This window comes from Acinetobacter sp. IK31 (genome assembly GCF_035615195.1).
In the GTDB taxonomy this organism is placed as follows: Bacteria; Pseudomonadota; Gammaproteobacteria; order Pseudomonadales; family Moraxellaceae; genus Acinetobacter; species Acinetobacter calcoaceticus_C.
The window spans coordinates 13789-38780 of the sequence record NZ_JANBOB010000005.1 but is presented as its reverse complement, the minus strand read 5'-3'; the positions used below and the strand labels follow the sequence as shown (position 1 = coordinate 38780).

The window sequence follows — 24992 nt, the reverse complement described above, 5'->3', positions numbered from 1 at the left end:
GCCCAATAAAAAAAAGCCTCCAGATTTGGAGGCTTTTTTGTACACTAGGATTATTGTTGTTGTGAAAGCATGAAATGTAATGGAGATAATATTTCGGCTTTTAATGCCAAATTAATCATTGGATCTGGGTAAACACCCAAAATAATAACTAATGCAGCAGCAGCCAATACCATTAAACCACCTACTTTTTGACCCCAGTGAGCATCTGCATCAATACGAGGGGTTTCTGGTGGTGTCATATACATTACAACCATCACACGTAAGTAGTAGTACAAACCAATACCACTACCCACAATAATCATTGCAGCCAAGAACCAGTGTTGAGTTGTTACAGCAGCCATTACAACCAAGAACTTACCAATGAAGCCTGCGGTTAATGGAATACCAGCCAAAGATAACATCATGACTGTTAAAGTTGCTGTAAGTACTGGACGACGCCAGAACAAACCACGGTAGTCTGCAAGGCTTTGTGCTTCATCTACGTTGTTATATGGGCTAGACATTAACGCTACCGCACCAAAAGCACCGATAGTTGTTAATACATAAGACACCACATATACAGTTACGCTACCCAAGCTCGCATAAGTCATGCTAATTAAAGCAATTAACAAATAACCAAAATGAGCAATAGATGAATAACCAAGAATACGTTTTAAGTTAACTTGACGAACAGCGAGTAAGTTACCCACTAAAATCGACAATACTGCAATGATTGTCAAAATAGTAACTAACGAGTCCACCATAATTGCGCCTGAAGCAAGCATATAACGCACGAACAAACCAATGGTTGCAACTTTAGCAGCGGTCGCCAAGAAAGTTGCCATTGGCGCTGGTGCACCTGCATATACATCTGGTGTCCATTTATGGAACGGCGCAAGCGATAATTTAAATGCAACAGCAAAAATAATGAGTGCTAAACCTAATAACACCATTGGCTGTTTGATTGCACCAAATAAAGCCTGTACAGAATCATAAAATGAAAGCGAACCAGTATATGCATAGATGTATGCCATACCCATCAACAACATTGCAGAAGCTGTCGCTGAAAGTACAAGATATTTAATACCAGCTTCAAGTGAACTACTACGTTGATAAGTATAAGCAAGTAAGCCATATACAGGAATCGACATTAACTCAAGGCTAATGAAGAACGATGCATAGTGAGAACTTGCAACCATCAACATTGCACCTGCTACTGAAGCAAGTAACAAAAGATATAGTTCTTCACGGTTATCTTTATAAGTTTCGATGTAAGCGTGAGACAAAGTACAACAAGCCAATGCCGCAATCAAAATCATAAATTGATAGAACATGGTAAATGGATCAACCATAAACATGCCCATCACATTTGCCGGTACAAACTTACCGCCAAATACTGCAAATAAAATATAAAGTGCAGCGAGGTTTAAACCAACAACAGAAGTTGTTGCGATTAAATTATGATTACGCTTAATAGAAATTAACAGCATGACGACGATTGTTGTCAAAGCAACAATCATCACCGGAGCTAAAGGCATAAGCGTAGAGAGTGATACTGTGAAGTTCATGATTATTGGATCTCCACATGGTCAAGTTGAGTAGCTGTTTGCTGAACAGTTTCAACGACTTCTTGAACTGGCATATAACTATTGACCAACCACTGCATACTTGAATGAGACATATCCAAGAATGTTTGTGGGTAGATACCAAGCCAAACGAGACCAATCGCACAAATCATCAAAATACCAACTTCACGAGCAGATAAGTCTTTTAGTGGACTAGTGTAATGTTGCTTTTGTTCAGGGTTTGGTTCACCAAATAAAGTACGGTGAATCAAAATCAAGCCATATAAGCCTGCAAATACAAGGCTGATAGAAGCAAGAATCGTGAAGACAGGATATTTATTAAATGAACCCATCAAGATCAGGAATTCACCAATAAAGTTACCCAAACCTGGCACGCCTACAAGAGCAGCCACGAAGAACATCAAGAAGAATGGCAAGTACTGAAGTTGGCCACGAAGACCACCCATTAAACGCAAGTCACGTGTATGCAAACGTTCGTAGATCTGACCAGACATAATGAACAATGCAGCTGATGACAAACCATGTGCCAACATCATGATCATTAGACCTTGGAAGGTCAAAATGTTACCTGCGTAGATTGCAAGTAAAATGAAACCCATATGTGAAATCGACGTATACGCAAGCAAACGTTTCATGTCAGTTTGCTGGTAAGCACACCATGCGCCGTAGAAAATACCAATCAAACCGAAAATAATCGCAATATCTGCAAACTGTGCAGAAGCTGTCGGGAAGAATGGAATAACAAAACGAAGCAAGCCATACGCAGCTGTCTTAATCAAGATACCTGCCAAGTCTACAGAACCTGCTGTAGGAGCTTGAGCATGCGCATCTGGCAACCAACCATGTAATGGAAATACTGGTAACTTCACTGCAAAACCAATGAAGAAACAGATCATGAAACCATACGCTAAGCTCGGAGGTAAGTGGTTTGCTACAGCTAATAAATAGTTGTAATCGAAACCGATCATTCCGGTCATCATGTAGCCATAGACTACAAGACCAAGAATACCGATTAACATCACTAAACCAGCGATTTGCGTGTAAAGGAAGAACTTGGTAGCTGCGTAAACACGTGAACGACCGTTTGAACCTTTATGACCCCATAACGCAATCAGGAAGTAGATTGGTACAAGCATCATCTCCCAGAAGAAGAAGAACAAGAACAGGTCAATCGCTAAGAATACACCGATAACGCCACCTAAACTCCATAAGAGGTTTAAGTGGAAGAAACCAACATTCTTTTGAATTTCACCCCATGAACAACCAACAGCAAGTACACCAAGTAATGCTGTTAATAACACCATGAGTAAAGATAAGCCATCCACTGCAAGGTGAATGCCAATACCGAGTGATTGAATCCACGGTAAATAGAACTCAGCAGACCAAGTTGGGATTTTTGAACCCAACTCATAGGTATAAGTTCCACTTTGCCAAAGTGCAAGACCTAAGCCCAAAGTAATGAGCATACCAATTAAGGCAATCCAGCGTGGCAAGGTTTTGTCGAGCTTATCGACTAACCAACAAATAAAACCAGCAATGAACGGAACAAGAATCAGCGCGGGTAAAATTAAATTGTTTTCCATTTTATTTCCCCACTACCTGAATAACGATCAAGATCATCAATAACACCACTACACCGAGTGACATACTTGATGCGTATTCACGCAATGAACCAGTTTGACGTGAGCTTGTAAAACTATTTCCGCCTTTCACAAGTGCAGGAAGAACTAACCACAAACTGTCAATCGGATCACGGCCAAAGATTTTGGCGAAGAATAAATAAGGTTTAACAAAAACGATGTCATACAATGCATCAAAACCAAAAGCGGTACGGCAAATATGTGCCAGACCTGCACCCAAACTTGTTTGAGCAAATGATTTCACTGCACCATAAGCAAATGTAAATAATGCTATACCAACAACTAGACCAACTAGCGCAATTCCTACTGCTAAATGCTCTGCCCCATGCATGCCTTCTACAAATTGTTCAGCCACATGGAATTCAGGAATTTTTGCAGTATTAAGAATACCAGCGACAGGTGCTTTTAATACGGCACCAACAAAAGTAGACAGTACAGCTAAAATGCCCAATGGAGCCCAGTAAGTTGCACCTTTAATTTCATGGTAAGGCGTGTTTTCTTGACCAAAAAATACAACCCAGATTAAACGGAATGTATAAATTGAAGTCAGGAATGCACCTGCTACACCCACCCAATATAAGGTGTGATATAAAGCAACTGATTGACCTTGTACCCATACTTCACCAAGAATCGCATCTTTAGAGAAGAAGCCAATTGTCAAGAATGGGATCGCTGCTAATGCACCGCCACCAATCGCGAAACAAGCAAATAGGAATTTGTTACGTTTGAACAAGCCACCCATTTTGAAGATGTTTTGCTCGTGGTGGTAAGCCAAAATCACCGCACCAGACGACAAGAATAATAATGCCTTAAAGAATGCGTGAGCCAACATGTGGAACAAGCCAGCTTGATAAGCTTCAGCACCTACAGCCATAAACATATAACCCAACTGACTCATTGTTGAGTAAGCCAAGATACGTTTGATGTCTGTTTGAACGAGTGCAGCAAAACCTGCAACTAACAAAGTCACAGCACCTGTTACCGAAATGAATTGCATCACTTCAGGCGCAAGTTCAAATACGCTGAATAGACGGCAGCATAAATACACACCAGCCGTTACCATTGTTGCAGCGTGGATTAATGCAGAAACAGGTGTTGGACCTGCCATTGCATCTGCCAACCATGTTTGTAATGGAATTTGAGCAGATTTACCAGCCGCACCCAAGAACAACATTAATGCAGTCCAGATGGTAAGTGACGAACTCTTCGTCATTACTTCTGCTGCATGTTCAACGATGTACTGAGTATTCAACGTACCAAATTGTTGGTAAAGCAAGAATAAAGCGATAAGTAAGAATACGTCACCTACACGGGTAACTGTAAATGCTTTGATCGCAGCCCAACCATTTGCAGGGTTTGCATAATAGAAACCGATCAGCAAATAAGAACAAAGACCTACGCCTTCCCAACCTAAGAATAACAACGCTAAGTTGTCGCCCAATACAAGCACAAGCATGCTGGCAACAAACAGGTTGAAATAAGAGAAGAAGCGCGCATAGCCCTCTTCACCACGCATGTACCATGATGCAAAGATGTGGATTAAGAAACCAACACCTGTAACCATGCCCATCATGAGTAAAGATAAGCCATCTAAATGTAAGCTAATGCCCGGTGCAAAACCGCCAACATTGAACCATGTCCACAGGTTTTGAACAAAAACTTGCTGACCACTGGTGGTAAATGCCATTCCAGCAATCAATGCAAATAATGCAGAGAAACCTACAGAACCCACACCAATAATTGCTGCAACATTTTCAGAGAGTTTGTCTCGTCCTGCCGCCAATAAAATAAAACCGATTAGCGGAAATAATACTGTTAGATATAAATAACTCATCCGCGCATCTCACTAGCAGCATCCACATCCAAATGATGGAAGCGATGATAGAACTGAAGAACAATCGCAAGACCGATACATGCCTCTGCTGCTGCAAGGGTCAAAATCAGAATGAACATGACTTGTCCATCTGGTTGTGCCCATACGCTACCCGCAAGAACAAATGCCAATGCAGCAGCATTCATCATGACCTCAAGGCTCATTAACATAAATAATAGGTTGCGTCGCACCATTACACCGTAAAAACCGAGTGCAAAAAGGATGGTTGCAACAATCAAACCATGTTCTAAAGGAATCTGGCCCATTATTCTTTTTCCTCTTCTGCACCTGGTTCACGTTTACCTAAGTGGTATGCTGCAACAAGGGCTGCTAGCAATAACATCGCGGCAACTTCAACCAATAGTAAATAGTGAGTAAAGAGTGCTTGACCAACTACTTTTGGTCCAATCACTTGTGCCCCAAGTGGTGCTGAAATTGTGGTGTATTCACCACCAAGCATCCAAACCAAAAGCAAGCCGAGTAAGAAACTCATGAGTGCTGGATATGCCCAAGCATCCGAAGAAAGCCATTTACGTTCTTGTTCAACGGTGTGTTGACCTAAATTCAACATCATCACCACGAATACAAACAGAACCATAATTGCTCCGGCATAAACAATGATTTCAAGAGCACCTGCAAAAGGCGCCCCCACGATCATGAAAATACCAGCAACAGCAAGCAATGAAACAATTAGACTAAGTAAAGCGTGTACAGGGTTCGTGTTAGTCACTACACGAACCGTAGAAACGATGGCCACGAGTGCCATCAAATAAAACGGCCACATCATGGTAATAGACTCCGTACATCAATTGGTGCACTTTCTTTCTGCGCCTGACCTTTCTCTTTACCGTTAATTGCCATACCCGCTACACGGTAGAAGTTGTAGTCTGGGTATTTACCCGGACCTGAAATGAGTAAGTTTTCTTTCTCATAAACCAAGTCTTGACGTACATATTCACCAAGTTCGAAATCTGGTGTCATCTGAATCGCAGTTGTTGGACACGCTTCTTCACACATACCGCAGAAAATACAGCGTGAAAAGTTGATGCGGAAAAATTCCGGGTACCAACGTCCATCTTCTTTTTCTGCTTTTTGCAATGAGATACAGCCAACCGGACACGCAACCGCACATAGGTTACATGCCACACAACGCTCTTCCCCATCTGGGTCACGCGTCAACACAATACGACCACGAAAGCGTGGCGGCACAATCTGTTCAGCTGGTACTTCTGGATATAAAATCGTGTCACGTTTACGAGTTACATGGCTAAATACCATAAACAACGAACGTACAATCGATCCGAATCCAGCTAGAAATTTATACATTTTGTACTCCCTGCTGTCCTAGGCCTGATTCATCAGAATCACAGCACCAGTCACTAACAAGTTGACCAACGCCAATGGCAAACAAATTTTCCAACCAAAGTTCATGACTTGGTCATAACGTGGACGCATTAAAGAACCACGAGCCAAAACAAACATCATTACAAAGAATGCTGTTTTAATCACAAACCAGAATACTGGCGGAACAAATGGAATTTCTAAATTGAATGGCGCTAACCAGCCACCGAAGAATAAAGTTACGATCAATGCAGAAATAAGTACTACGTTGACATATTCAGCAACGAAGAACATACCCCATTTCATACCACCATATTCAACATGGTAACCTTCAGCCAATTCTTGTTCTGCTTCGGGTTGGTCAAATGGATGACGGTGAGTTACCGCAACACCAGCAACCACAAAAATCAAGAAACCTAAGAATTGTGGAATGACGAACCAAACATCTCGTTGTGCTTCAACAATTTCACGAAGGTTAAATGAGCCTGCAATTGCAACCACACCCATCAATGAAATACCCAAAAACACTTCATAAGAAATGGTTTGAGCAGCTGAACGTAAGCCACCAAGCAATGAGTATTTGTTATTTGAAGCCCAGCCACCAAACAATACTGCATAGACTGCAATACCAGCCATTGCCATGAAGAACAACAAACCGATGCTCATGTCGGCAACACCCAGTGAAGGACTCACCGGGATTACCATGAACGAAAGAACCGCTGTTGCCATTGCAACAGCTGGTGCTAAACGGAATGTAAGTTTGTCAGCAAATTTTGGTGTCCAGTCTTCTTTGAACATGATCTTGAGCATGTCGGCAACGATCTGGAACATACCACCAGGACCGACACGGTTTGGACCATAACGGTCTTGCCACCAAGCAAGCAAACGACGTTCAATAAAAGACATCAACGCTGCAACTAAAACAACAACAAGCAAAATCACAACTGCTTGAACTACAGCGTAGGCAATTGGCCAGTTTTCAGCCCAAAGTGGCGTTTGACGTATAATTTCTTGATTCATGAATTACACTCCTAAAGCCACTGAAACAGGCTCAGCTAGGGACACCATTGGTGCTAAACCAACTGGGTAACCAATATAACCTGTAGGTAAATATTCAATTACTTGTACAGGCAAGCTCACACTGGTTTCGCCTGCTTTTACTGTAATGCGTTGACCTTCTTGAAGGTTCAAACGAGTTGCATCTTGTTCACCCACTGCAAACATTGCTTCTGGAATACGAGTTTCCATTGCAGGTGTTTTAATTGTGAATTCACCAGAACCAAAAATATGATGCATTGGTACTAAACGGAAACTTTCAGGGTTTGCAACTACTGCTACTGGAGCTACATAGCTACGTGCAGGACGTTTTACTAAGCGATCGAATAAACGAACACCAGAATCACCACCTTTTAAGTGACCACCCACTTCATCTTGGTATTTGTTCCAAGATTGTGGAGAGTTCCAGCCCGGAGCCCATGCAAATGGTACTAATGATGATGCTTTTTGCGGACCAACATAACCTTCCATCGAGAATGTTAATGCTGAATCTAAATCTGTAGGCTGTTTAGGTTCATGAACCGATAACGGCGCACGCATTGCTGTACGACCTGAATAACGACGTGGTTCACGTGCAATTTTCAAACCATGTACACGGTAACCTGCATCAGGTGCCACATCTTGAATAGCTTCAAGTACTGGTACATTTTTTACGATGCTTTCAATCACATCATCAAGCAATGTCCAGTCTACAGCTTTACCTTTAATGCCAGTTTCAATGGCATGTAACCAACGCCATGATTCTTTAATTGCATATTCAGGTTTGTAGTAACTTGGATCGTAAACTTGATAGAAACGCTGTGCACGTCCTTCTTGGCTTACAACAGTACCGTCACCTTCAGCAAAACTTGCTGCTGAAAGTACAATATCAGCCTGTTTCACAGTTTCAGTTTCACTGTGATCAAGCACAATGACTGTTTCAGCTTTATCAAGTGCAGCCTGCACTTGTACAGCAGGTAAGCGACGGAACAAGTCATTTTCAACAATAACAAGTGTGTCGTAGTCTTGAGCAAATGCTTGTTCAAGGCTTAAGCCACCAAACAATGCCAAGCCCATCGAGTTCACTTCAGGAACCACAAGACTTAAACCAGCTTTAGAACCCAAGTTCTGAGTCAACTCAGCCGCAGCTTCCATAATAGAAGCATCTTGCAAGCTAGTACCCGCAATGATTAATGGCTTGTTTGCCGCTTTTAACGTATCAGCAATGGTTTGAGCAAATGCTTTTGCATCGTCATCTAAACCATTCACTGTTTCGCCTTTCACTGCCGCAGCGACTGCAAAACCTAAACGAGCAATATCATTTGGAGAAGCAACAACTTCACCAGTTGCAACGTCGGCAAGACGAGTTTGAGTTGCAGCCAAGATATAGATCGGAGATTTTGCATCTTGACCAATACGTTGTACAGGCTCAGCCAACCATTCTGGCGTACGTGTTTTTGCAGCCATTTCGCGAGCTTTATTTTTCGCAGCTTGACGAACTGACAAAGCCATACGCGGTGCAGTTTGAGTCAGGTCTTCACCTAAAATCAGAACAGCATCATAACTTTCAATTTCACGCATGTTCGGGTTGTAAATACCCTCGGTTTGCATGATAGATGCAGCAAGTTCAACAAGGCTTTGCTCTTTTTGCGCAATACCAGTTGAGTAATTTGCCTGACCTACAAGCTCACGTAATGCATAGTTCGATTCCAAGCTTGCGCGCGGAGAACCGATACCCAAAACTTTTTTGCCTTGAAGCTTAGCAATCGTTTGATCTAAAGCTTGATCGACAGAAACAGTTGCAACAGTTTCACTGTTACGGAACTGAGGCTGACGTGGACGGTCTGCACGGTTTACATAACCTGTGCCAAAACGACCTTTGTCACAAAGGAAGTACTGGTTAACCGAGCCATTGAAACGGTTTTCTACACGACGGATTTCACCATAACGTTCACCCGGAGAAATGTTACAACCAGAAGAACAGCCTTGACACACACTTGGTGCATACTGCATGTCCCATTTACGGTTATAACGCTCTGAATGTGTCTTATCAGTGAATACACCTGTTGGACATACTTCAGTCAAGTTACCCGAGAATTCAGACTCTAAAGTACCTGATTCAGGGCGACCAAAATACACACGAGATGCATTGGCATACACACCAAAGTCCGTACCACCCGCATAGTCGTTGTAGTAACGAACACAACGGTAACAAGCAATACAGCGGTTCATTTCATGTGCAATGAATGAGCCGAGCTCTTGGTTGTAATGCGTACGTTTTGTAAAACGATAGCGACGACGGTCATGACCAGTCATCACAGTCATATCTTGTAAATGACAGTGACCACCCTCTTCACAGACTGGACAGTCGTGCGGGTGATTCGTCATCAAAAATTCAACAATAGATGCACGGAAATCTGTTGCTTCTTTGTCTTCAATCGAGATATAGGTATTGTCAGATGCTGGTGTCATGCATGACATGACCAAACGACCACGCGTATCTTCTGGATTCGCATATTGCGTAACAGCACATTGACGGCAAGAACCAACCGAACCTAAGGATGGATGCCAACAAAAATATGGGATGTCGATGCCCAGACTCAAACATGCTTGTAGCAAGTTTTCCGAGCCGTTGACTTCATACGATTTTCCATCGACATGAATTGTAGCCATAAGTCGAATTCCTTAAGCTTGTTCTACGTTGCTGGTTTGCACGACAGGACGAGTCGTCACTTTCGCTTCAAACTCACCACGGAAATGTTTGAGTGCGCCCATAAGCGGCTCCATCGCACCTGGTGCGTGGGCACAGAAAGTTTTACCGATCCATAATTTACGAGTCAATTCTTGTAAATGATCGATATCTTCTTTCTTACCTTCGCCTGCTTCAAGTGATTTAAGCGCTTTAACAGCCCATGGCAAACCATCACGACATGGTGTACAGAAACCACATGATTCGCGCGCAAAGAACTCTTCTAAGTTACGAGTGAGCGATACCATACATTGAGTTTCATCTACCACCATCAATAAACATGTTCCCAAACGAGAACCTGCTTTCATAATCGTGTCTGCATCCATTGGTAAATCAATGGTATCTGCCGGCAAAAAGTCAGTTGAAGCACCACCCGGTAACCATGCTTTAAGCTTTAAGCCTTCTCGCATACCACCAGCATGATCTTCAATCACTTCACGTGCAGTTGTACCAAATGGCAACTCCCAAAGACCCGGGAATTTCACTTTACCTGACGCACCATAAATTTTAGTGCCTGGGTCTTTTGATTTACCAGCAGATAGGCCGATATACCACTCTGGACCACGAAGCATAATTGCTGGCAAGTTGTTATAAGTTTCAACGTTGTTCACAATTGTTGGACGGCCCCATGCTCCTGCAACTTGTGGGAACGGTGGCTTAGTACGTGGGTTAGCACGACGGCCTTCAAGCGAGTTAATCAATGCAGTTTCTTCACCACAAATATAACGCCCTGCACCCGTATGTACATGCAGATCAAAATTCCAGCCAGAATCTAAGATATTTTCGCCTAAATAACCTTTAGCACGAATCTGTTCTAATGCTTCATTTAGATATTGAGCTGCCTCAATATATTCACCACGGATAAAGATATAGCCTTGAGTTGCCTCTAAGGTATAACCCGCAATTAACATACCTTCGATCAATTGATGTGGAAGTTTTTCCATCAACAAACGATCTTTAAAAGTACCTGGCTCCATTTCGTCGGCATTACAGATCAAATAACGTGGACCACCATCATTTGGTGCCATTAATGACCATTTAATACCCGCTGGGAAACCCGCACCACCACGACCTTTTACGGTTGCAGCTTTAATGACATCTAACACTTCAGCAGGTTTCATGCCTAATGCTTTTTTAAAGCCTGCATAACCTTCAAGTGCTTCGTAATCATCAGCACCACGAACTTCTTCACGTTTACTTAAACGCCAAGTTAGTGGGTGAGTTTCTGGATTACCGTCGCCATAAATTGGTTTTGGTTCAGTATTCATACATACTTCTCCAATAACTGTTTGACTGATGACACTTCAACTAAACCGTGAGTATCTTCATCAATCATTAAAGTTGGGCCTTTGTCGCAGTTGCCTAGGCAGCAAATTGGAAGTAGCGTAAAACGACCATCTGCTGTCGTCTGACCATACTGAATACCTAATTCGCGCTGGAATGCTTCAGCAAGTGTTTCTGCACCCATCAAGAAGCAAGCAATTGAGTCACAAAGCAAAATTACGTGACGACCTACCGGTTGGCGATAGATACGGTTGTAAAATGTTGCAACACCTTCCAAATCAGCAACACTCATCGACAATAACTGTGCGATGGCATTCATTTGAGCGTCATCTACCCAACCATTACGGCGCTGTACACACTTCAATGCATCCAAAGAGGCTGCACGAGGGTATGGATAGTGACCAATGTGATGTTCGATGTCGTGAATTTCTTCCGCAGTCAAAATCCCTTCAACATTCACACGTGGCTTTTTATCAGTCAAAATCATCATTATGTGTTACCTCTTAGCGATCCACGTCAGCCATAACCACGTCAATGGTCGCTAGATAAATGATTAAGTCAGATACCAAACTGCCGTTAATCACTGCAGGCATTTGCTGTAAGTGAGTAAAGGTCGGTGTACGAATACGAGTACGATAACTCATCGTCGATTTATCTGAAGTCAAGTAATACGTACTTGCACCTTTAACCACTTCAGTCATAAATGATGACTCGCCCGCTGGCATGACAGGACCCCATGAAACGCTCAAGAAGTGCGTAATCAAGGTTTCAATATCTTGTAATGTCTTATCTTTCGGTGGTGGAACAGCCAATGGATGATCCGCTTTATATGGACCAGAAGGCATGTTATCCAAACACTGTTGAATAATTTTTAACGACTCAGTAATTTCACGGAAGTGAACGAGTACACGTGCATAAGCATCGCCTTCATACTCAACTGGCACATCAAAATCGAAGTTTTCATAGCCACTGTATGGACGATATTTACGAACATCAAAATCAATACCTGTCGCACGTAAACCAGTACCTGTCACACCCCATGCGAGTGCAGACTTAGCATCGTATTGCGCAACGTTACGCGTACGACCAATAAACACAGAGTTTTTCAATGCTGCTGTGTAGTATTCGTTTAAGCGCTTAGGCATCCACTCTAGCAAGTCTTTAACAAGTTTTTGCCAGTTATTTGGAAGATCGTGTGCTGTACCACCAATACGGAACCATGCTGGATGCATACGGTAACCCGTGATTGCTTCAACAATGTCGTAAACTTTTTGACGGTCTGCGAACATATAGAATACTGGTGTCATACCACCGGCATCCTGAATTGCCGTACCACAGAACAACAAGTGGTTATTAATACGGAATAATTCGTTCAACATGACACGAATGACTTGAGCACGTTCAGGAACTTTGATTCCTGCCATTTGCTCTACAGCCATCACATACGGCATGTTCTGAGCGCAACCACCCAAGTAGTCCACACGGTCTGTATAAGGAATGAAAGAATGCCATGTTTGACGTTCAGCCATCTTTTCCACACCACGGTGGTGATAACCGATATCAGGAACACAGTCCTTCACTTCTTCGCCATCTAACTGCAATACAACACGGAACGCACCATGTGCAGATGGATGGTTAGGACCCAAGTTCAGAAACATGAAATCTTCGTCAGCGTTACCGCGCTTAAGACCCCAGTCTTCTGGAACAAAACGTAAGTGCTCTTGTTCAAAGTCTTGTTTCGCTTTGTCTTGCATGTACGGCGTATATTCTGTCGCACGTGCTGAATATTCTTTACGTAACGGATGACCTTCCCAGTACGTTGGCAACAAGATACGACGGAGCATTGGATGCCCTTCGAAATTGATACCGAACATATCGTAAGCTTCACGTTCATACCAGTTGGCATTTGGCCAGATATTGGTCGCTGTCGGAAGATTAAGATCATTTTCGTTCAAGGCAACCTTGATACGAATGTCACTATTACGCTCAAGCGATAATAAATGATAGAACACAGTGAAGTCAGATGCTGGCAAACCATCACGATGAACACGTAAACGCTCATCCATCGCAGATAAGTCAAACAGCATTACATATGGACGTTCCACTTTACGTAGGAACATAAGGACTTCTTGCACGCGTGCGCGCTCAACCCAGACTGTTGGAAACTCTTCAAAAGTCGCCTGCACGTAAAAGTTCTCACCAAATTTAGTTTTGAGCTCTTCTACGATTGCAAATGCTGGGCGTGAATCAACTGGTGTTGACTCTGGCATAGCAATGTCAGTTTCAGCCATTGGCTTGGCTTCCTATTTAATACAAATTCTGTCAATTTTCTCGATGAACATATCGTTAGATATGTCAACGCACCGTCAAAAAATTATTTAATCTCATCCATAGAGCGTAAGTTTTTAACGGCAATACGCTGCGCATTCTTACGGTCACGTTCTGGCATCATCTTTGGCTTATACACTGGCTGAAGATCATCACCGATCACGGCAGAAAGCGGGCGTCGCTCTAATTGAATCTGGTCTTGTAAAAGCATTAAAGCTTGAATTAATGCTTCAGGACGAGGCGGACAACCTGGGACGTACACGTCAACAGGAATAATTTTGTCTACACCTTGTACTACTGAATAGATGTCGTACATACCTCCAGAGTTTGCACAAGCACCCATCGAGATGACCCATTTAGGCTCTAACATCTGTTCATATAGACGCTGAATAACTGGTGCCATTTTTACGAAACAGGTCCCTGCAACAATCATCAAGTCAGCTTGACGAGGTGAAGCACGGATAACCTCTGCGCCGAAACGTGACAAGTCATGCACGCCTGTTAAGGTCGTTGCATACTCAACGTAACAACATGAGGTACCGAAGTTAAATGGCCACAAGGAGTTTTTACGCCCCCAGTTTACTGCTGTATGCAAGACATCCTCTAAACGAGTCATGAATACGTTTTTATTCACTTCCTCTTCGAGTGGATCTGTCACGATTTGACGTTCTTGCAATGGGTATTGGTCAGCATCCGGATTCGCGCGGGTCAGAGTATATTTCATCCCGACTTACTCCTTTTCAGATGACAATGCAGGTGTATTTTTTGACTTAACACGACCTGATGATTGAGCTGGAATCTGGCCTGTAGGGTCAGTTACGAGCTCTTCAATAGAGTTAAAGCGTGTAATTTCAGCAATGTTCATTGTTGGTGAACCGATTTTAATCGCCTCACCTGCTGATTTACGGCGATCTGCTGGTGACCAACTTAAAGCACCTACAGAGAAGGCATAAACAAGCGCAATCAATAAATCAACGACAAAGATCACGACAGTGGTATATCCCAACCACCCTACTTCACGCACAGAAGTAGACCATGCATAGAGGTAAAGTGCCTCTAAGTCGAAGACAACAAAGAAAATTGCAACTAAATAGAACTTTGCAGACAGGCGAATGCGAGCGCCACCAGCACTCACGACACCCGATTCAAACTGCTCTTGCTTAGCACGCCCCCACGATTTCCCCCCGAGGAGTAAGGGAACTGTGAGCATAAAGACGCAAAGAAATGTAACGCCGATCACGAAGGCGATAATCGCCCAGTCGTATGGAGTAATGGCACTCATGCGGGGATAACTCCTGGCAGGCCTATTATTTAACAAAGAATGTATGTATTGGCCTTCAAATACACCAAACACAAAATTAATCCCGCCAATTGTACCTGATTTCTAATTTCGCATGCTAGTTGAAGCGTCTTAGTCTTTCGGATGATTTTCTAAACAAAACTATTCTTCTATGGGTTGTAAGGGGGGTTTCACCGCACATAATCGGTTTATTTAATAGTTTTTTTGTTTATGATGATTTTTTTCATTTTTTAATTTTAGAATAATTACACAGTTCATCAACCATTAAGTTTTTATAACTTACTTTTTTATAATATTAGTTTGTTTTTTATTGTATTCAACTTCCCCTCTGAATTATGATGAATGTTTAGTCATGCATAATATTTTATTACTCTTGGATAAGAGTGTTTATCATTAAGGGCAGCTGATGCCATACTCACTTCGTGAATTTTCATTTTCCTCTTCTTTAAAATTTTTTCTCCTGTTTGGTTTTATTATTACGGTATGTTGTTTTATTGGCATCGCATCTCGTCCTTTAAGTTTTCTGGCGTTCTTTTGGCCTGCCAATTCTGTTTTGCTCGGGTTACTGATTCGCTTTCCAAGTACGCGTCGACCAAGCACATTATTAGGGGCCTATATAGGGTATTTGATTAGCGATCTATTTCAAGGTACTCCATTTACCCTCACACTTGTTTTAACAACGTCAAATTTTATTTATGTTGTCACTACCCTGGCCCTCTATATGTTTTTTAATCAGCATATTAAAGCGGCCTATCGAGGCTATTCCTACCTCTTTTTATTTGGTCTATGTGGTATAGGCAGCGTAGCAGGTGCATTGTTTGCAGCAACTTTCGTTCCTATGTTTAATACCAAATTTATGCTTGGGAGTTTGTGGGATGAATTCGGTTATTGGTTTACTTCAGAATTACAAAACGCTTTACTTCTTTTGCCAATCATATTGAACCTACCTCAATATAGTCAGGTAAAACATTACTTTTCGAGAAATCATGGCTTACAAGCAATTGACCTTTTACCTTTTTTAGCTGTCATTATTTCTATTGCCGCAAGCTATTATGACTCTGGCCCTGGTTCATTACTTTACCCAATTGCCGCACTCATCTGGTGTGCTATACGCTACAAACCGATCATTGTTGCACTCATTACGACCTTTACCAGCGCCTATATTATCTATCATGTCTCTGGACACTACCTTTTGCTTTATCCAAACGAATATTTAAGCAATACCATTTCAATTCGTATTGGACTAATTATGATGACGATTGCACCTCTTACCGTCTCTAGCATTAGTGTTTTACATTCAGAATTAATCCAAAAGCTTCAACACGCCATTGCACATGACGAACTAACTTCTAGCCTCACTCGACGCCAGTTTTTGCAATCGGTCAGACTACTTCAAGAAAAGGTACACAAAGAAAATAAAACCTCAGCCTTTTTCATGCTTGATGTAGACCATTTCAAACAAGTTAATGACAACTATGGCCACCAAATAGGTGACCGCGCTCTACAAACTTGTGTCACCACCATTCAAAATATTTTGCATCCTCATGATTTGTTGGGCCGTTTTGGCGGTGAAGAATTTGCAATTTTCATTGCAGATACCACCAAGGAAAGTGCCTTTGACCTTGCAGAGCAAATACGAATTAAAATTAGTCAGCAACCGATTTATATCTATGGAAAATTACCAATTTTCATACAAGTCAGTATTGGCATAAGTTTATATTCCCCCTCTTCTCATAGAGCAATTGAAAATTTATTTAAAGAAGCAGATGACGCTTTATATCAAGCAAAACGCCAAGGGCGTAATCGGGTCTTTATATCTTTATAGGTTTTCATTTAATCATCTAGTGTAATGAATTTTATACAATATCCCATATTTTGCCATGTATGCTAATAACAGATAATAAGGAGAAAAATGCATGACTCTAGAATATACGCATAAACCAAACTACTACCTGTTTGCACAGTTACTTGTGCGACATATAGAAAGCTATATTCACAAACATCCAGATGCTAACAATGCAATTTTTGACTTACGAGATGTCTATGAAATATTTAGGCAGGATTTTGCATCAACGACAACAAACCTAGAAAGTATTTTGCATATTGCAGATGAATATAAAATAGAAACGATTAATGGAGATCAACCTCTTATTCAAAAATACCAGATTGATGCAAAAAATAATTCATTACTGATCGACTTTAATTCCGATGCGTTGACCAGCTTAAGAAGCGGAAAACCTATTTTGGAACCAGATGCGACTCGATTATAAATGATGCAATAAAAAAGCACCTTTATGAAGGTGCTTTTTTATTGGCTTTCAACGGAGGTTGTTTAAAGCGTTTTGCAGGCCATGTCATGATAAAGCGAGCTCCACCTAAAGTAGGACTTTCATCTACTTTAATTTCACCACCGAACCAATAAGCAATACGACTCACAATTGACAACCCTAAACCATAGCCACCCGATGCACGAGTACGGCTATCATCTAAACGGGCAAACGCTTCAAATACTCTTTGACGATCTTGCTCAGGAATTCCAGCGCCATCATCTTCAACACAAACAAAAGCCATGCCATCGCTGTGAATACCACCGGTAATTCGAACTTTATTATCACAATAACGAACAGCGTTACCTACTAAGTTTTGAACAACCCGATGTAAATAACGACGTTCTGCATCTACCTTCACATAAAGAGGAGGAGCAACAAGTTCAATTTCTTTTTGCGTTTTTAAGGCTTCAGTTTCTACCGCAACCTGATCTAATACATCAAATAAAGTAATTTCAGCAAAATCTAATGAAGGTGTACCCTGCTCTAGTTTTGCATAAGTCATGATTTCATCGATTAAGGTATTGAGCGCCTCAATGTCTTTATCAATCATGTCGACCTGATGCATACGATGATTGTAATCATCTTCTTCTGCCAACATCTCTGTACCAAAGCGTATACGGGCAACTGGCGTTCTAAGCTCATGAGATACGGCTCTCATCAACTCACGCTGTGCCTCAATTAAACGCTGAATATGATCCGACATATTGTTATAACTTGATGCCAAGTTTGCCATCTCGTCACTTCCCTCAATAGGAACACGCAATGACAAGTCACCTGACTTCATACGGTTTAACGCATAACGCACTTGGCGAATTTTACGCTCTAACGGCAAGATGAGACCATAAACACCTAAACTCAGTAAGAATAGGCTAAATAAGGTAATCCCGGCAGAAAGCTGTAGCGGCATCCAGTTAAACATTGGAACCGGTCCAAGAACCAGAACTTGTGTCGGATGATTTGGGATTGGAGATACGATTGAAATGGTTGTACCACGCATTGTTGCACTATCTTTGTACAACATGACACTTTGATCTTGGCGTAAACGACCAATTTGCTCAGAGTCCAAATTAATATCTTGAATATTGTAGATATTAATTGGATATGAGAAATGTTTTTGAATCTTAGCAAGATATTCTTGTTCTTGCCCCGGATAAAACATTAAATAATCAAGTACAAAAATAGGGAGAGCCTTCATTTGGCGCTCACTAATTTTGTCCACTTTTATAGATAAAAAGTGCTGAGGATCATCACGTAAACCGATAATAATATACGCAATACTATTACTGGCATCGTAACGGACAACAGACTTTTGGGCTTCGATTCGTTTTTTCTCGGTACGAGATAACTCAACCTTGCTCGCATCAGTATAATAAATTGGAAGTTCCAATAAATCTGATGCATCTGAAACCCAGTCTATTTTCTGTTGCTTCCCCGGTTGTCGAGCGACTCCCTCACTAATGACATAAGAAATACCATCAGTTAAAGACTCTCTGTATTCTTGTGCTCGTTGATAATTGATAATTTGTACAAGCAAATAGCCAAAAACGGCAACCAAAACAACAAGAATTACCAGTCCCGCATATATTCGCAGGAATATGCTGTGTTTAAACACTCGACCAACCTTATAGGAAGTTTATACAGACCTTATAACCCGTTGGTTTCTTTAACGAACAAGTAACCTTTACTACGTACTGTTTTAATACGTTTTGGATTTTCAGGATCATCGCCAATTTTTGGACGAATACGTGAGATACGAACATCGATTGAACGGTCCTGACCATCGTATTCGATACCGCGTAAACGTTCGAAGATATCTTCGCGCGATAAGATACGGCCAGCATTTGATGCAAGCAACCATAATAGGTCATATTCTGCGCTAGTGAAATCAACAAGCTCACCATGCAACGTTACTGAACGACCGCCATTATCAATCACAAGGTCATCAAACTCGATACGTTGTGCAACTTCGTCCTCTACAGTTTTATCTGTACGGCGTAATAACGCACGGATACGGGCTAAAAGTACACGTGGCTGAACTGGTTTAGCGACATAGTCGTCTGCTCCCATTTCTAGGCCAAGTACCTGATCCATATCTTCTGTACGTGCAGTCAACATAAGAATCGGTTGATGATAATGTGGGCGAACTTCACGACAAACGGTTAAACCATCGGCACCCGGCAACATGACATCCAAGACCACTAGATCTGGTTGTTCACTAATAATACGACGAATTGCACGGTTACCATCAGTTTCTACACCAACTTCCAAGCCGTTGCGGATTAAATATTCTTGAGTTAATCGTGCTAAACGCTCGTCGTCTTCAACGATCAGAATCTTTGGTAACTTTTCTTCTTGGCTCATATCATTGCCCCTATAAATCTCATTACATGCATCTTAAAAATCTTGCAGATACATTCGTTTATCATTTGCAATATACACACGTTTACATTGTAAACAAGTAGGCGTTCACCAAACTGATACATGACAACCATGTTTTGTTGCATTTTATTAACCTTTGAATTTTCTCGTGTTTTTAGTATTTAGTTATTGTTATTAAATTTCATATTCTATTCATAATTCCAATGTATGAATATTAAACAAATTATTTCTTTAATTACTTTAATTGTATTTAAGTGCTTGTTTTTTGAGTTATCCACAAAGTTATCTATAAGTGTTTTTTGATAGCTTTGCTATGCTATCTCCCATCAAATCATACAGATAAAAAATTACTAAAAAGTCAAGATTGATCTGCTATGAAAAATCCCGTATCTTGTGTTCAAAATAAACTTTAACTACTAAGTCTTGTGTTTATCCCTCAAACATCGTGGCATACTTTTTGCTCGGTTCAAACGGTCTATAAACATAACAAAAGTGACAATGGAGCTATGCTGGCATGAGCGTAATTACTTCGACTCCCGGTCAAATTCAGGTGATCAAACGCACTGGAGATGTTGCTGCATTTGATGCAGAGAAAATTTCTGTTGCGATTGGTAAAGCTTTTCTTGCTGTGGAAGGTCAACAGAGTTCGGATTCAAGCCGTATTCACGACCGTATTACCCAACTGACGGAAATGGTATTAAATACTTTCACTCGCCGTTTACCATCGGGCGGTACGATCCATATTGAAGAAATTCAAGATCAGGTTGAACTTGCTTTAATGCGTACCGGAGAACAGAAAGTTGCCCGCGCTTACGTGATTTACCGCGAACAACGTACGACTGCTCGTCAGCAAACGAACTCAAACCACCATCCTACTTTACAAGTGACCGATGCAAACGGTCAGCTTCAGCCACTTGATTTAAGTGCATTGCAAGCGACTGTAGCTAAAGCTGCTGAAGGTTTGGAAGGTATTGACGTTCAAGCCATTGTGGATGAAACCGTTAAGAACTTATATAACGGCGTAAAAGAGACTGATATTGCCACCACCATGATGATGGCAACACGTACTCGTATTGAACAAGAACCAAACTATACTTACGTGACTGCTCGTTTGCTTTGTCATGAGTTAGTGGGTACAGGTTTAGCATTCTTAGGCTTATCAACAGACACGCCTGAAAATGAAGCGCTTGAAGCCTTCTTGAAAAAAGGTGTAGAGCTTGATTTGATCTCACCAGATTTACTCAATTTTGACTTAGAAAAACTGGCAGCCGCTATTCAGCCAGAACGCTCTAACCAGTTTACCTATTTAGGTTTACAAACTCTATTTGACCGTTACTTCATTCACTCAAACGGCGTGCGTTTTGAATTACCGCAATTATTCTTCATGCGTGTGTCAATGGGTCTTGCATTAAATGAGCAAGATAAAGAAGAACGTGCAATCGAGTTCTATAACTTATTGTCTAGCTTCGACTACATGGCATCTACGCCTACCCTGTTTAACGCTGGTACGTTACGTCCACAGCTTTCAAGTTGTTATTTAACCACGATTGGCGATGACCTCTATGACATTTATGGTGCAATGCGTGACAACGCAATGCTTTCTAAATGGGCAGGCGGTTTAGGTAATGACTGGACACCTGTGCGTGCCTTGAACTCTTACATTAAAGGTACAAACGGTAAGTCTCAAGGTGTTGTTCCATTCTTAAAAGTTGCGAACGATACAGCTGTTGCAGTAAACCAAGGTGGTAAGCGTAAAGGTGCTGTTTGTGCGTACCTAGAAACTTGGCACTTAGACATCGAAGAGTTTTTAGAACTTCGTAAAAACACTGGTGATGACCGTCGCCGTACACACGACATGAACACTGCGAACTGGGTTCCAGACTTGTTTATGCAACGTGTATTTGAAGATGGTGACTGGACATTATTCACCCCTTCTGAAACACCAGACCTACATGACCTAACAGGTGCTGAGTTTGCTGAGCGTTATGCTTACTACGAATCTGTAGCAAAAGAAACAAACATGCTACATAAGAAAGTACGTGCTAAAGACTTATGGCGCAAAATGCTTTCTATGTTGTTTGAAACTGGTCACCCATGGATTACATTCAAAGATGTGTGTAACTTACGTTCACCACAACAACATGTGGGTGTAGTTCACTCATCTAACTTATGTACTGAAATTACGCTTAATACAAATCAAGATGAAATTGCAGTATGTAACTTGGGTTCGATTAACCTTGTACAACACGTTCAAGGCGGTGTATTAGACCGTGAGAAGTTAGCTCGCACAGTTAAAACAGCAGTTCGTATGCTCGATAACGTTATCGACATTAACTATTACGCTGTTCCACAAGCGAAAAACTCTAACTTGAAGCACCGCCCTGTTGGTATGGGTATTATGGGCTTCCAAGATGCACTTTATGAAATGGGCATGGCTTACGGTTCTGACGACGCAGTTAACTTTGCTGACGAGTCAATGGAAGTGATTAGCTACTACGCTATTGAAACTTCGAGCAACTTGGCTGTTGAACGCGGTGCTTACTCAACATTCAAAGGTTCATTGTGGGATCAAGGTATCCTTCCAATTGACTCTTTGGAAATTGTTGCGAAATCTCGTCCAGAACGTATGTTCGAAGTTGACCGTACTCAACGTTTAGACTGGGACACTTTACGTGCCAAAGTTCAAAAAGATGGTATGCGTAACTCAAACGTGATGGCAATTGCTCCTACTGCAACCATTTCAAACATTTGTGGTGTTTCTCAATCTATTGAGCCAACTTTCCAGAACTTATATGTGAAATCTAACTTGTCTGGTGAGTTCACTGTTATTAACCCATACCTCGTTCGTGCATTAAAAGAACGTGGTCTTTGGGACACAGTGATGGTAAATGATCTTAAACACTTCGAAGGTTCAGTACAAAAAATTGCTCGTATTCCTGAAGAATTAAAAGCAATCTTTGCAACTGCGTTTGAAGTAGATACACGCTGGATCGTGGATGCTGCATCACGCCGTCAGAAATGGATCGATCAAGCTCAGTCGCTTAACCTTTACATTGCTGGTGCAAATGGTAAGAAACTTGACATCACTTACAAGATGGCATGGTTACGTGGTCTTAAAACGACTTATTACCTCCGAGCTTTAGGCGCAACTTCTGCTGAAAAATCTACAATCAACACAGGTGCTTTAAACGCTGTTAAGCCTGCATCTGTTGAAGTAGCTCCTGTAGCTGCACCTGTTGTAGAAGCGAAAAAACCTGAAGCAGTTGAAGAAGACGGTTTTACCCAAGCAGCTCCAGTTCCAATGGCTTGTTCAATCGACAATCCTGATTGTGAAGCTTGCCAATAACATTCAATAAAGTTGCTCTTTTTCACTAAAGAGCAACTTTAAAAGAGGTAAAGATTATGCTTTTTCATCTTAGTCATAACTATATGCTTGGTGTAGGAGTTTTAATCTTTGCCTTTGTTTTCTTTTATATGCCACTGGTTTACGCATTTTTCACAATACGTAAGCAACAGCGTAAGCAAAATAAGTTGTAGGGAGTAGAGACCAAAGGCCCAAAATTTGGTCGTGCATCAATAAAACTTAATTTTGTTTACACATTAAAAGCGTATAGTAGGGACATCTTCGTTTTAGAGATGTCAAATACAGATATATACAACGAAGAGAGAAGAAAAATGTCTATCCTTAGTTGGGACGATTTTGAAGATGATTCGCAAAAACCGGTTGCTCCTGAACTCAAGTCTGCGCCCGTCAATACGGAAAAAACGACTCATTCGCAGAATGTATCTTCTGCGGAGTCATCATCGCAGAGCTTGGCAACTTCACAACCCGCTGGAACCCATTCCGTGCGACCAACAGTTGCCTCCGATACGGTGGCTAGAGCCGCTGCTGCCCTAGAACATTTAGATGCTGCCCCTGGCCTAGAAGAGCTAGAAATGGGTGCACAACGTGTTCAGGTTGACGACAAAGCCATGATTAACTGTCGTGCGGACTTGAACCAGCTTGTTCCATTTAAATATGAGTGGGCTTGGCAGAAATATCTTGACGGGTGTGCAAACCACTGGATGCCTCAAGAAGTTAACATGAACCATGACATCGCGCTTTGGAAGTCCGAAAATGGCTTGACCGAAGACGAACGTACTATTGTTATGCGTTCTTTAGGTTTCTTCTCGACTGCTGACTCTTTGGTTGCAAACAACTTGGTATTGGCAATTTACCGCCACATTACTAACCCTGAATGCCGTCAGTACATTTTACGTCAAGCATTTGAGGAAGCGATTCACACTCACGCTTACCAATACTGTATCGAATCTTTAGGTATGGATGAAGGCGAAGTCTTCAACATGTACCGTGAAGTTCCATCTGTTGCGCGTAAAGCAGCTTGGGGCTTGAAATATACTCACTCTTTAACCGACCCTAATTTTCACACGGGCACGCCTGAAAATGATCAGCTTTTACTCCGTAACCTGATTGCATTCTACTGTGTTCTTGAAGGGATCTTCTTCTACTGCGGCTTTACTCAAATTTTGAGTATGGGTCGTCGTAACAAGATGAATGGTGTTGCCGAGCAGTTCCAATACATCTTGCGTGATGAGTCTATGCACTTGAACTTTGGTATCGATATGATTAACCAAATCAAGATTGAGAACCCTCACCTTTGGAGTGGCGAGTTCCAACAAGAAGTGATTCAAATGATTGTTGAAGGCACAATGCTTGAAATTGAATATGCTCGTGACACTATGCCACGTGGTGTATTGGGCATGAACGCAAGCATGATGGAAGAATATTTAAAATTCATCTGTAACCGTCGTTTAGCACAACTTGGTTTACAAGAGCAATTTGCTGGTGTAACGAACCCGTTTGCTTGGATGTCTGAGATGATGGACTTGCGTAAAGAGAAGAACTTCTTTGAAACTCGCGTAACTGACTACCAAACTGGTGGTGCGTTAAGCTGGTAAGTTTAAGCATGTGCTAAATAAAAAACCGCTATTAATGGCGGTTTTTTTATTCAAGATATAATTCATTAATTTAGATAGAATCAGTAGTTAAAAAAGATTCAAATAAATAATAAAAATCAAAAACATAGAAATTAAAATTCTACGCTAATCAATCAGGCAAATATAAAAATCTTTTTAACATTCAGAAACTAACAACCGCAAATCCAAAA

General features: G+C 41.5%; 21 protein-coding genes. 5 read left to right on the top strand and 16 right to left on the bottom strand.

Annotated elements, in window-relative coordinates; genetic code table 11:
* Positions 1-50 precede the first annotated feature (50 nt).
* The 13 genes from nuoN to ndhC form a co-directional block, all read right to left on the bottom strand.
* Positions 51-1547 (bottom strand): NADH-quinone oxidoreductase subunit NuoN, encoded by a 1497-nt coding sequence (nuoN, locus tag MSG66_RS03835; protein WP_003653461.1) that lies wholly within the window; start codon positions 1545-1547, stop codon positions 51-53.
* Positions 1548-1549: 2 nt separating this feature from the next.
* A complete protein-coding gene (gene nuoM / locus MSG66_RS03830; protein WP_202743680.1) occupies positions 1550-3148 on the bottom strand; it encodes an NADH-quinone oxidoreductase subunit M in 1599 nt (532 codons plus the stop codon).
* 1 nt (position 3149) lies between these two features.
* Entirely contained in the window at positions 3150-5039 is a 1890-nt protein-coding gene (gene nuoL / locus MSG66_RS03825; RefSeq protein ID WP_133975151.1) for an NADH-quinone oxidoreductase subunit L, read from the bottom strand.
* Complete coding sequence (gene nuoK, locus MSG66_RS03820) at positions 5036-5344, bottom strand: NADH-quinone oxidoreductase subunit NuoK (protein WP_003653467.1); 309 nt, start codon at positions 5342-5344, stop codon at positions 5036-5038. The genes nuoL and nuoK overlap by 4 nt, the downstream gene beginning before the upstream one ends.
* On the bottom strand, positions 5344-5862 hold the full coding sequence (gene nuoJ, locus MSG66_RS03815) for an NADH-quinone oxidoreductase subunit J (protein ID WP_014205902.1): 519 nt from the start codon (positions 5860-5862) through the stop codon (positions 5344-5346). Before nuoJ ends, nuoK begins: the two co-directional genes overlap by 1 nt.
* Complete coding sequence (gene nuoI, locus MSG66_RS03810; RefSeq protein WP_420535660.1) at positions 5862-6356, bottom strand: NADH-quinone oxidoreductase subunit NuoI; 495 nt, start codon at positions 6354-6356, stop codon at positions 5862-5864. The genes nuoJ and nuoI overlap by 1 nt, the downstream gene beginning before the upstream one ends.
* A 66-nt stretch (positions 6357-6422) precedes the next feature.
* Positions 6423-7439: an NADH-quinone oxidoreductase subunit NuoH gene (nuoH, locus tag MSG66_RS03805; RefSeq protein ID WP_004703499.1), complete on the bottom strand. Its 1017-nt coding sequence runs from the start codon at positions 7437-7439 to the stop codon at positions 6423-6425.
* A 3-nt stretch (positions 7440-7442) separates the two neighbouring features.
* The gene (gene nuoG / locus MSG66_RS03800; RefSeq protein ID WP_202743681.1) at positions 7443-10127 is read right to left on the bottom strand and encodes an NADH-quinone oxidoreductase subunit NuoG; all 2685 of its coding nucleotides are present in this window, start codon (positions 10125-10127) and stop codon (positions 7443-7445) included.
* A 12-nt stretch (positions 10128-10139) separates the two neighbouring features.
* The gene (gene nuoF / locus MSG66_RS03795; protein ID WP_042896844.1) at positions 10140-11471 is read right to left on the bottom strand and encodes an NADH-quinone oxidoreductase subunit NuoF; all 1332 of its coding nucleotides are present in this window, start codon (positions 11469-11471) and stop codon (positions 10140-10142) included.
* Complete coding sequence (nuoE, locus tag MSG66_RS03790; protein WP_042896843.1) at positions 11468-11977, bottom strand: NADH-quinone oxidoreductase subunit NuoE; 510 nt, start codon at positions 11975-11977, stop codon at positions 11468-11470. The genes nuoF and nuoE overlap by 4 nt, the downstream gene beginning before the upstream one ends.
* 13 nt (positions 11978-11990) lie before the next feature.
* Positions 11991-13778, bottom strand: a complete 1788-nt coding sequence (gene nuoC, locus MSG66_RS03785) for an NADH-quinone oxidoreductase subunit C/D (protein ID WP_003653478.1) — start codon at positions 13776-13778, stop codon at positions 11991-11993.
* 83 nt (positions 13779-13861) lie between these two features.
* Entirely contained in the window at positions 13862-14539 is a 678-nt protein-coding gene (locus MSG66_RS03780; RefSeq protein WP_002050353.1) for a NuoB/complex I 20 kDa subunit family protein, read from the bottom strand.
* Positions 14540-14545: 6 nt separating this feature from the next.
* On the bottom strand, positions 14546-15097 hold the full coding sequence (gene ndhC / locus MSG66_RS03775; RefSeq protein ID WP_009393853.1) for an NADH-quinone oxidoreductase subunit A: 552 nt from the start codon (positions 15095-15097) through the stop codon (positions 14546-14548).
* A gap of 424 nt (positions 15098-15521) precedes the next feature.
* Here ndhC and MSG66_RS03770 point away from each other — a divergent pair, with 424 nt between their 5' ends.
* Both MSG66_RS03770 and MSG66_RS03765 read left to right on the top strand, forming a co-directional pair.
* On the top strand, positions 15522-16940 hold the full coding sequence (locus tag MSG66_RS03770; RefSeq protein ID WP_202743683.1) for a diguanylate cyclase: 1419 nt from the start codon (positions 15522-15524) through the stop codon (positions 16938-16940).
* A gap of 91 nt (positions 16941-17031) precedes the next feature.
* The gene (locus MSG66_RS03765; protein ID WP_133975161.1) at positions 17032-17385 is read left to right on the top strand and encodes a hypothetical protein; all 354 of its coding nucleotides are present in this window, start codon (positions 17032-17034) and stop codon (positions 17383-17385) included.
* Between the two features lie 22 nt (positions 17386-17407).
* Here the strand turns inward: MSG66_RS03765 and bfmS are convergent, their stop codons facing one another.
* The 3 genes from bfmS to MSG66_RS18685 are packed head-to-tail and all read right to left on the bottom strand — an operon-like array spanning position 17408 to position 19985.
* The gene (bfmS, locus tag MSG66_RS03760; RefSeq protein ID WP_042896838.1) at positions 17408-19057 is read right to left on the bottom strand and encodes a sensor histidine kinase BfmS; all 1650 of its coding nucleotides are present in this window, start codon (positions 19055-19057) and stop codon (positions 17408-17410) included.
* 32 nt (positions 19058-19089) lie between these two features.
* A complete protein-coding gene (bfmR, locus tag MSG66_RS03755) occupies positions 19090-19806 on the bottom strand; it encodes a response regulator transcription factor BfmR (RefSeq protein ID WP_003653488.1) in 717 nt (238 codons plus the stop codon).
* Positions 19803-19985 carry a hypothetical protein gene (locus tag MSG66_RS18685; RefSeq protein WP_016801725.1) on the bottom strand — a complete coding sequence of 61 codons (183 nt, stop codon included), beginning with the start codon at positions 19983-19985 and terminating at the stop codon, positions 19803-19805. Before MSG66_RS18685 ends, bfmR begins: the two co-directional genes overlap by 4 nt.
* Positions 19986-20338: 353 nt before the next feature.
* Here MSG66_RS18685 and MSG66_RS03750 point away from each other — a divergent pair, with 353 nt between their 5' ends.
* The 3 genes from MSG66_RS03750 (at position 20339) to MSG66_RS03740 (ending at position 24783) form a co-directional block, all read left to right on the top strand.
* Complete coding sequence (locus MSG66_RS03750; protein WP_202743684.1) at positions 20339-23170, top strand: ribonucleoside-diphosphate reductase subunit alpha; 2832 nt, start codon at positions 20339-20341, stop codon at positions 23168-23170.
* Between the two features lie 56 nt (positions 23171-23226).
* The gene (locus MSG66_RS03745; RefSeq protein WP_133975165.1) at positions 23227-23361 is read left to right on the top strand and encodes a preprotein translocase subunit YajC; all 135 of its coding nucleotides are present in this window, start codon (positions 23227-23229) and stop codon (positions 23359-23361) included.
* A 138-nt stretch (positions 23362-23499) separates the two neighbouring features.
* Positions 23500-24783: a ribonucleotide-diphosphate reductase subunit beta gene (locus tag MSG66_RS03740; protein WP_262474421.1), complete on the top strand. Its 1284-nt coding sequence runs from the start codon at positions 23500-23502 to the stop codon at positions 24781-24783.
* Positions 24784-24992 lie beyond the last annotated feature (209 nt).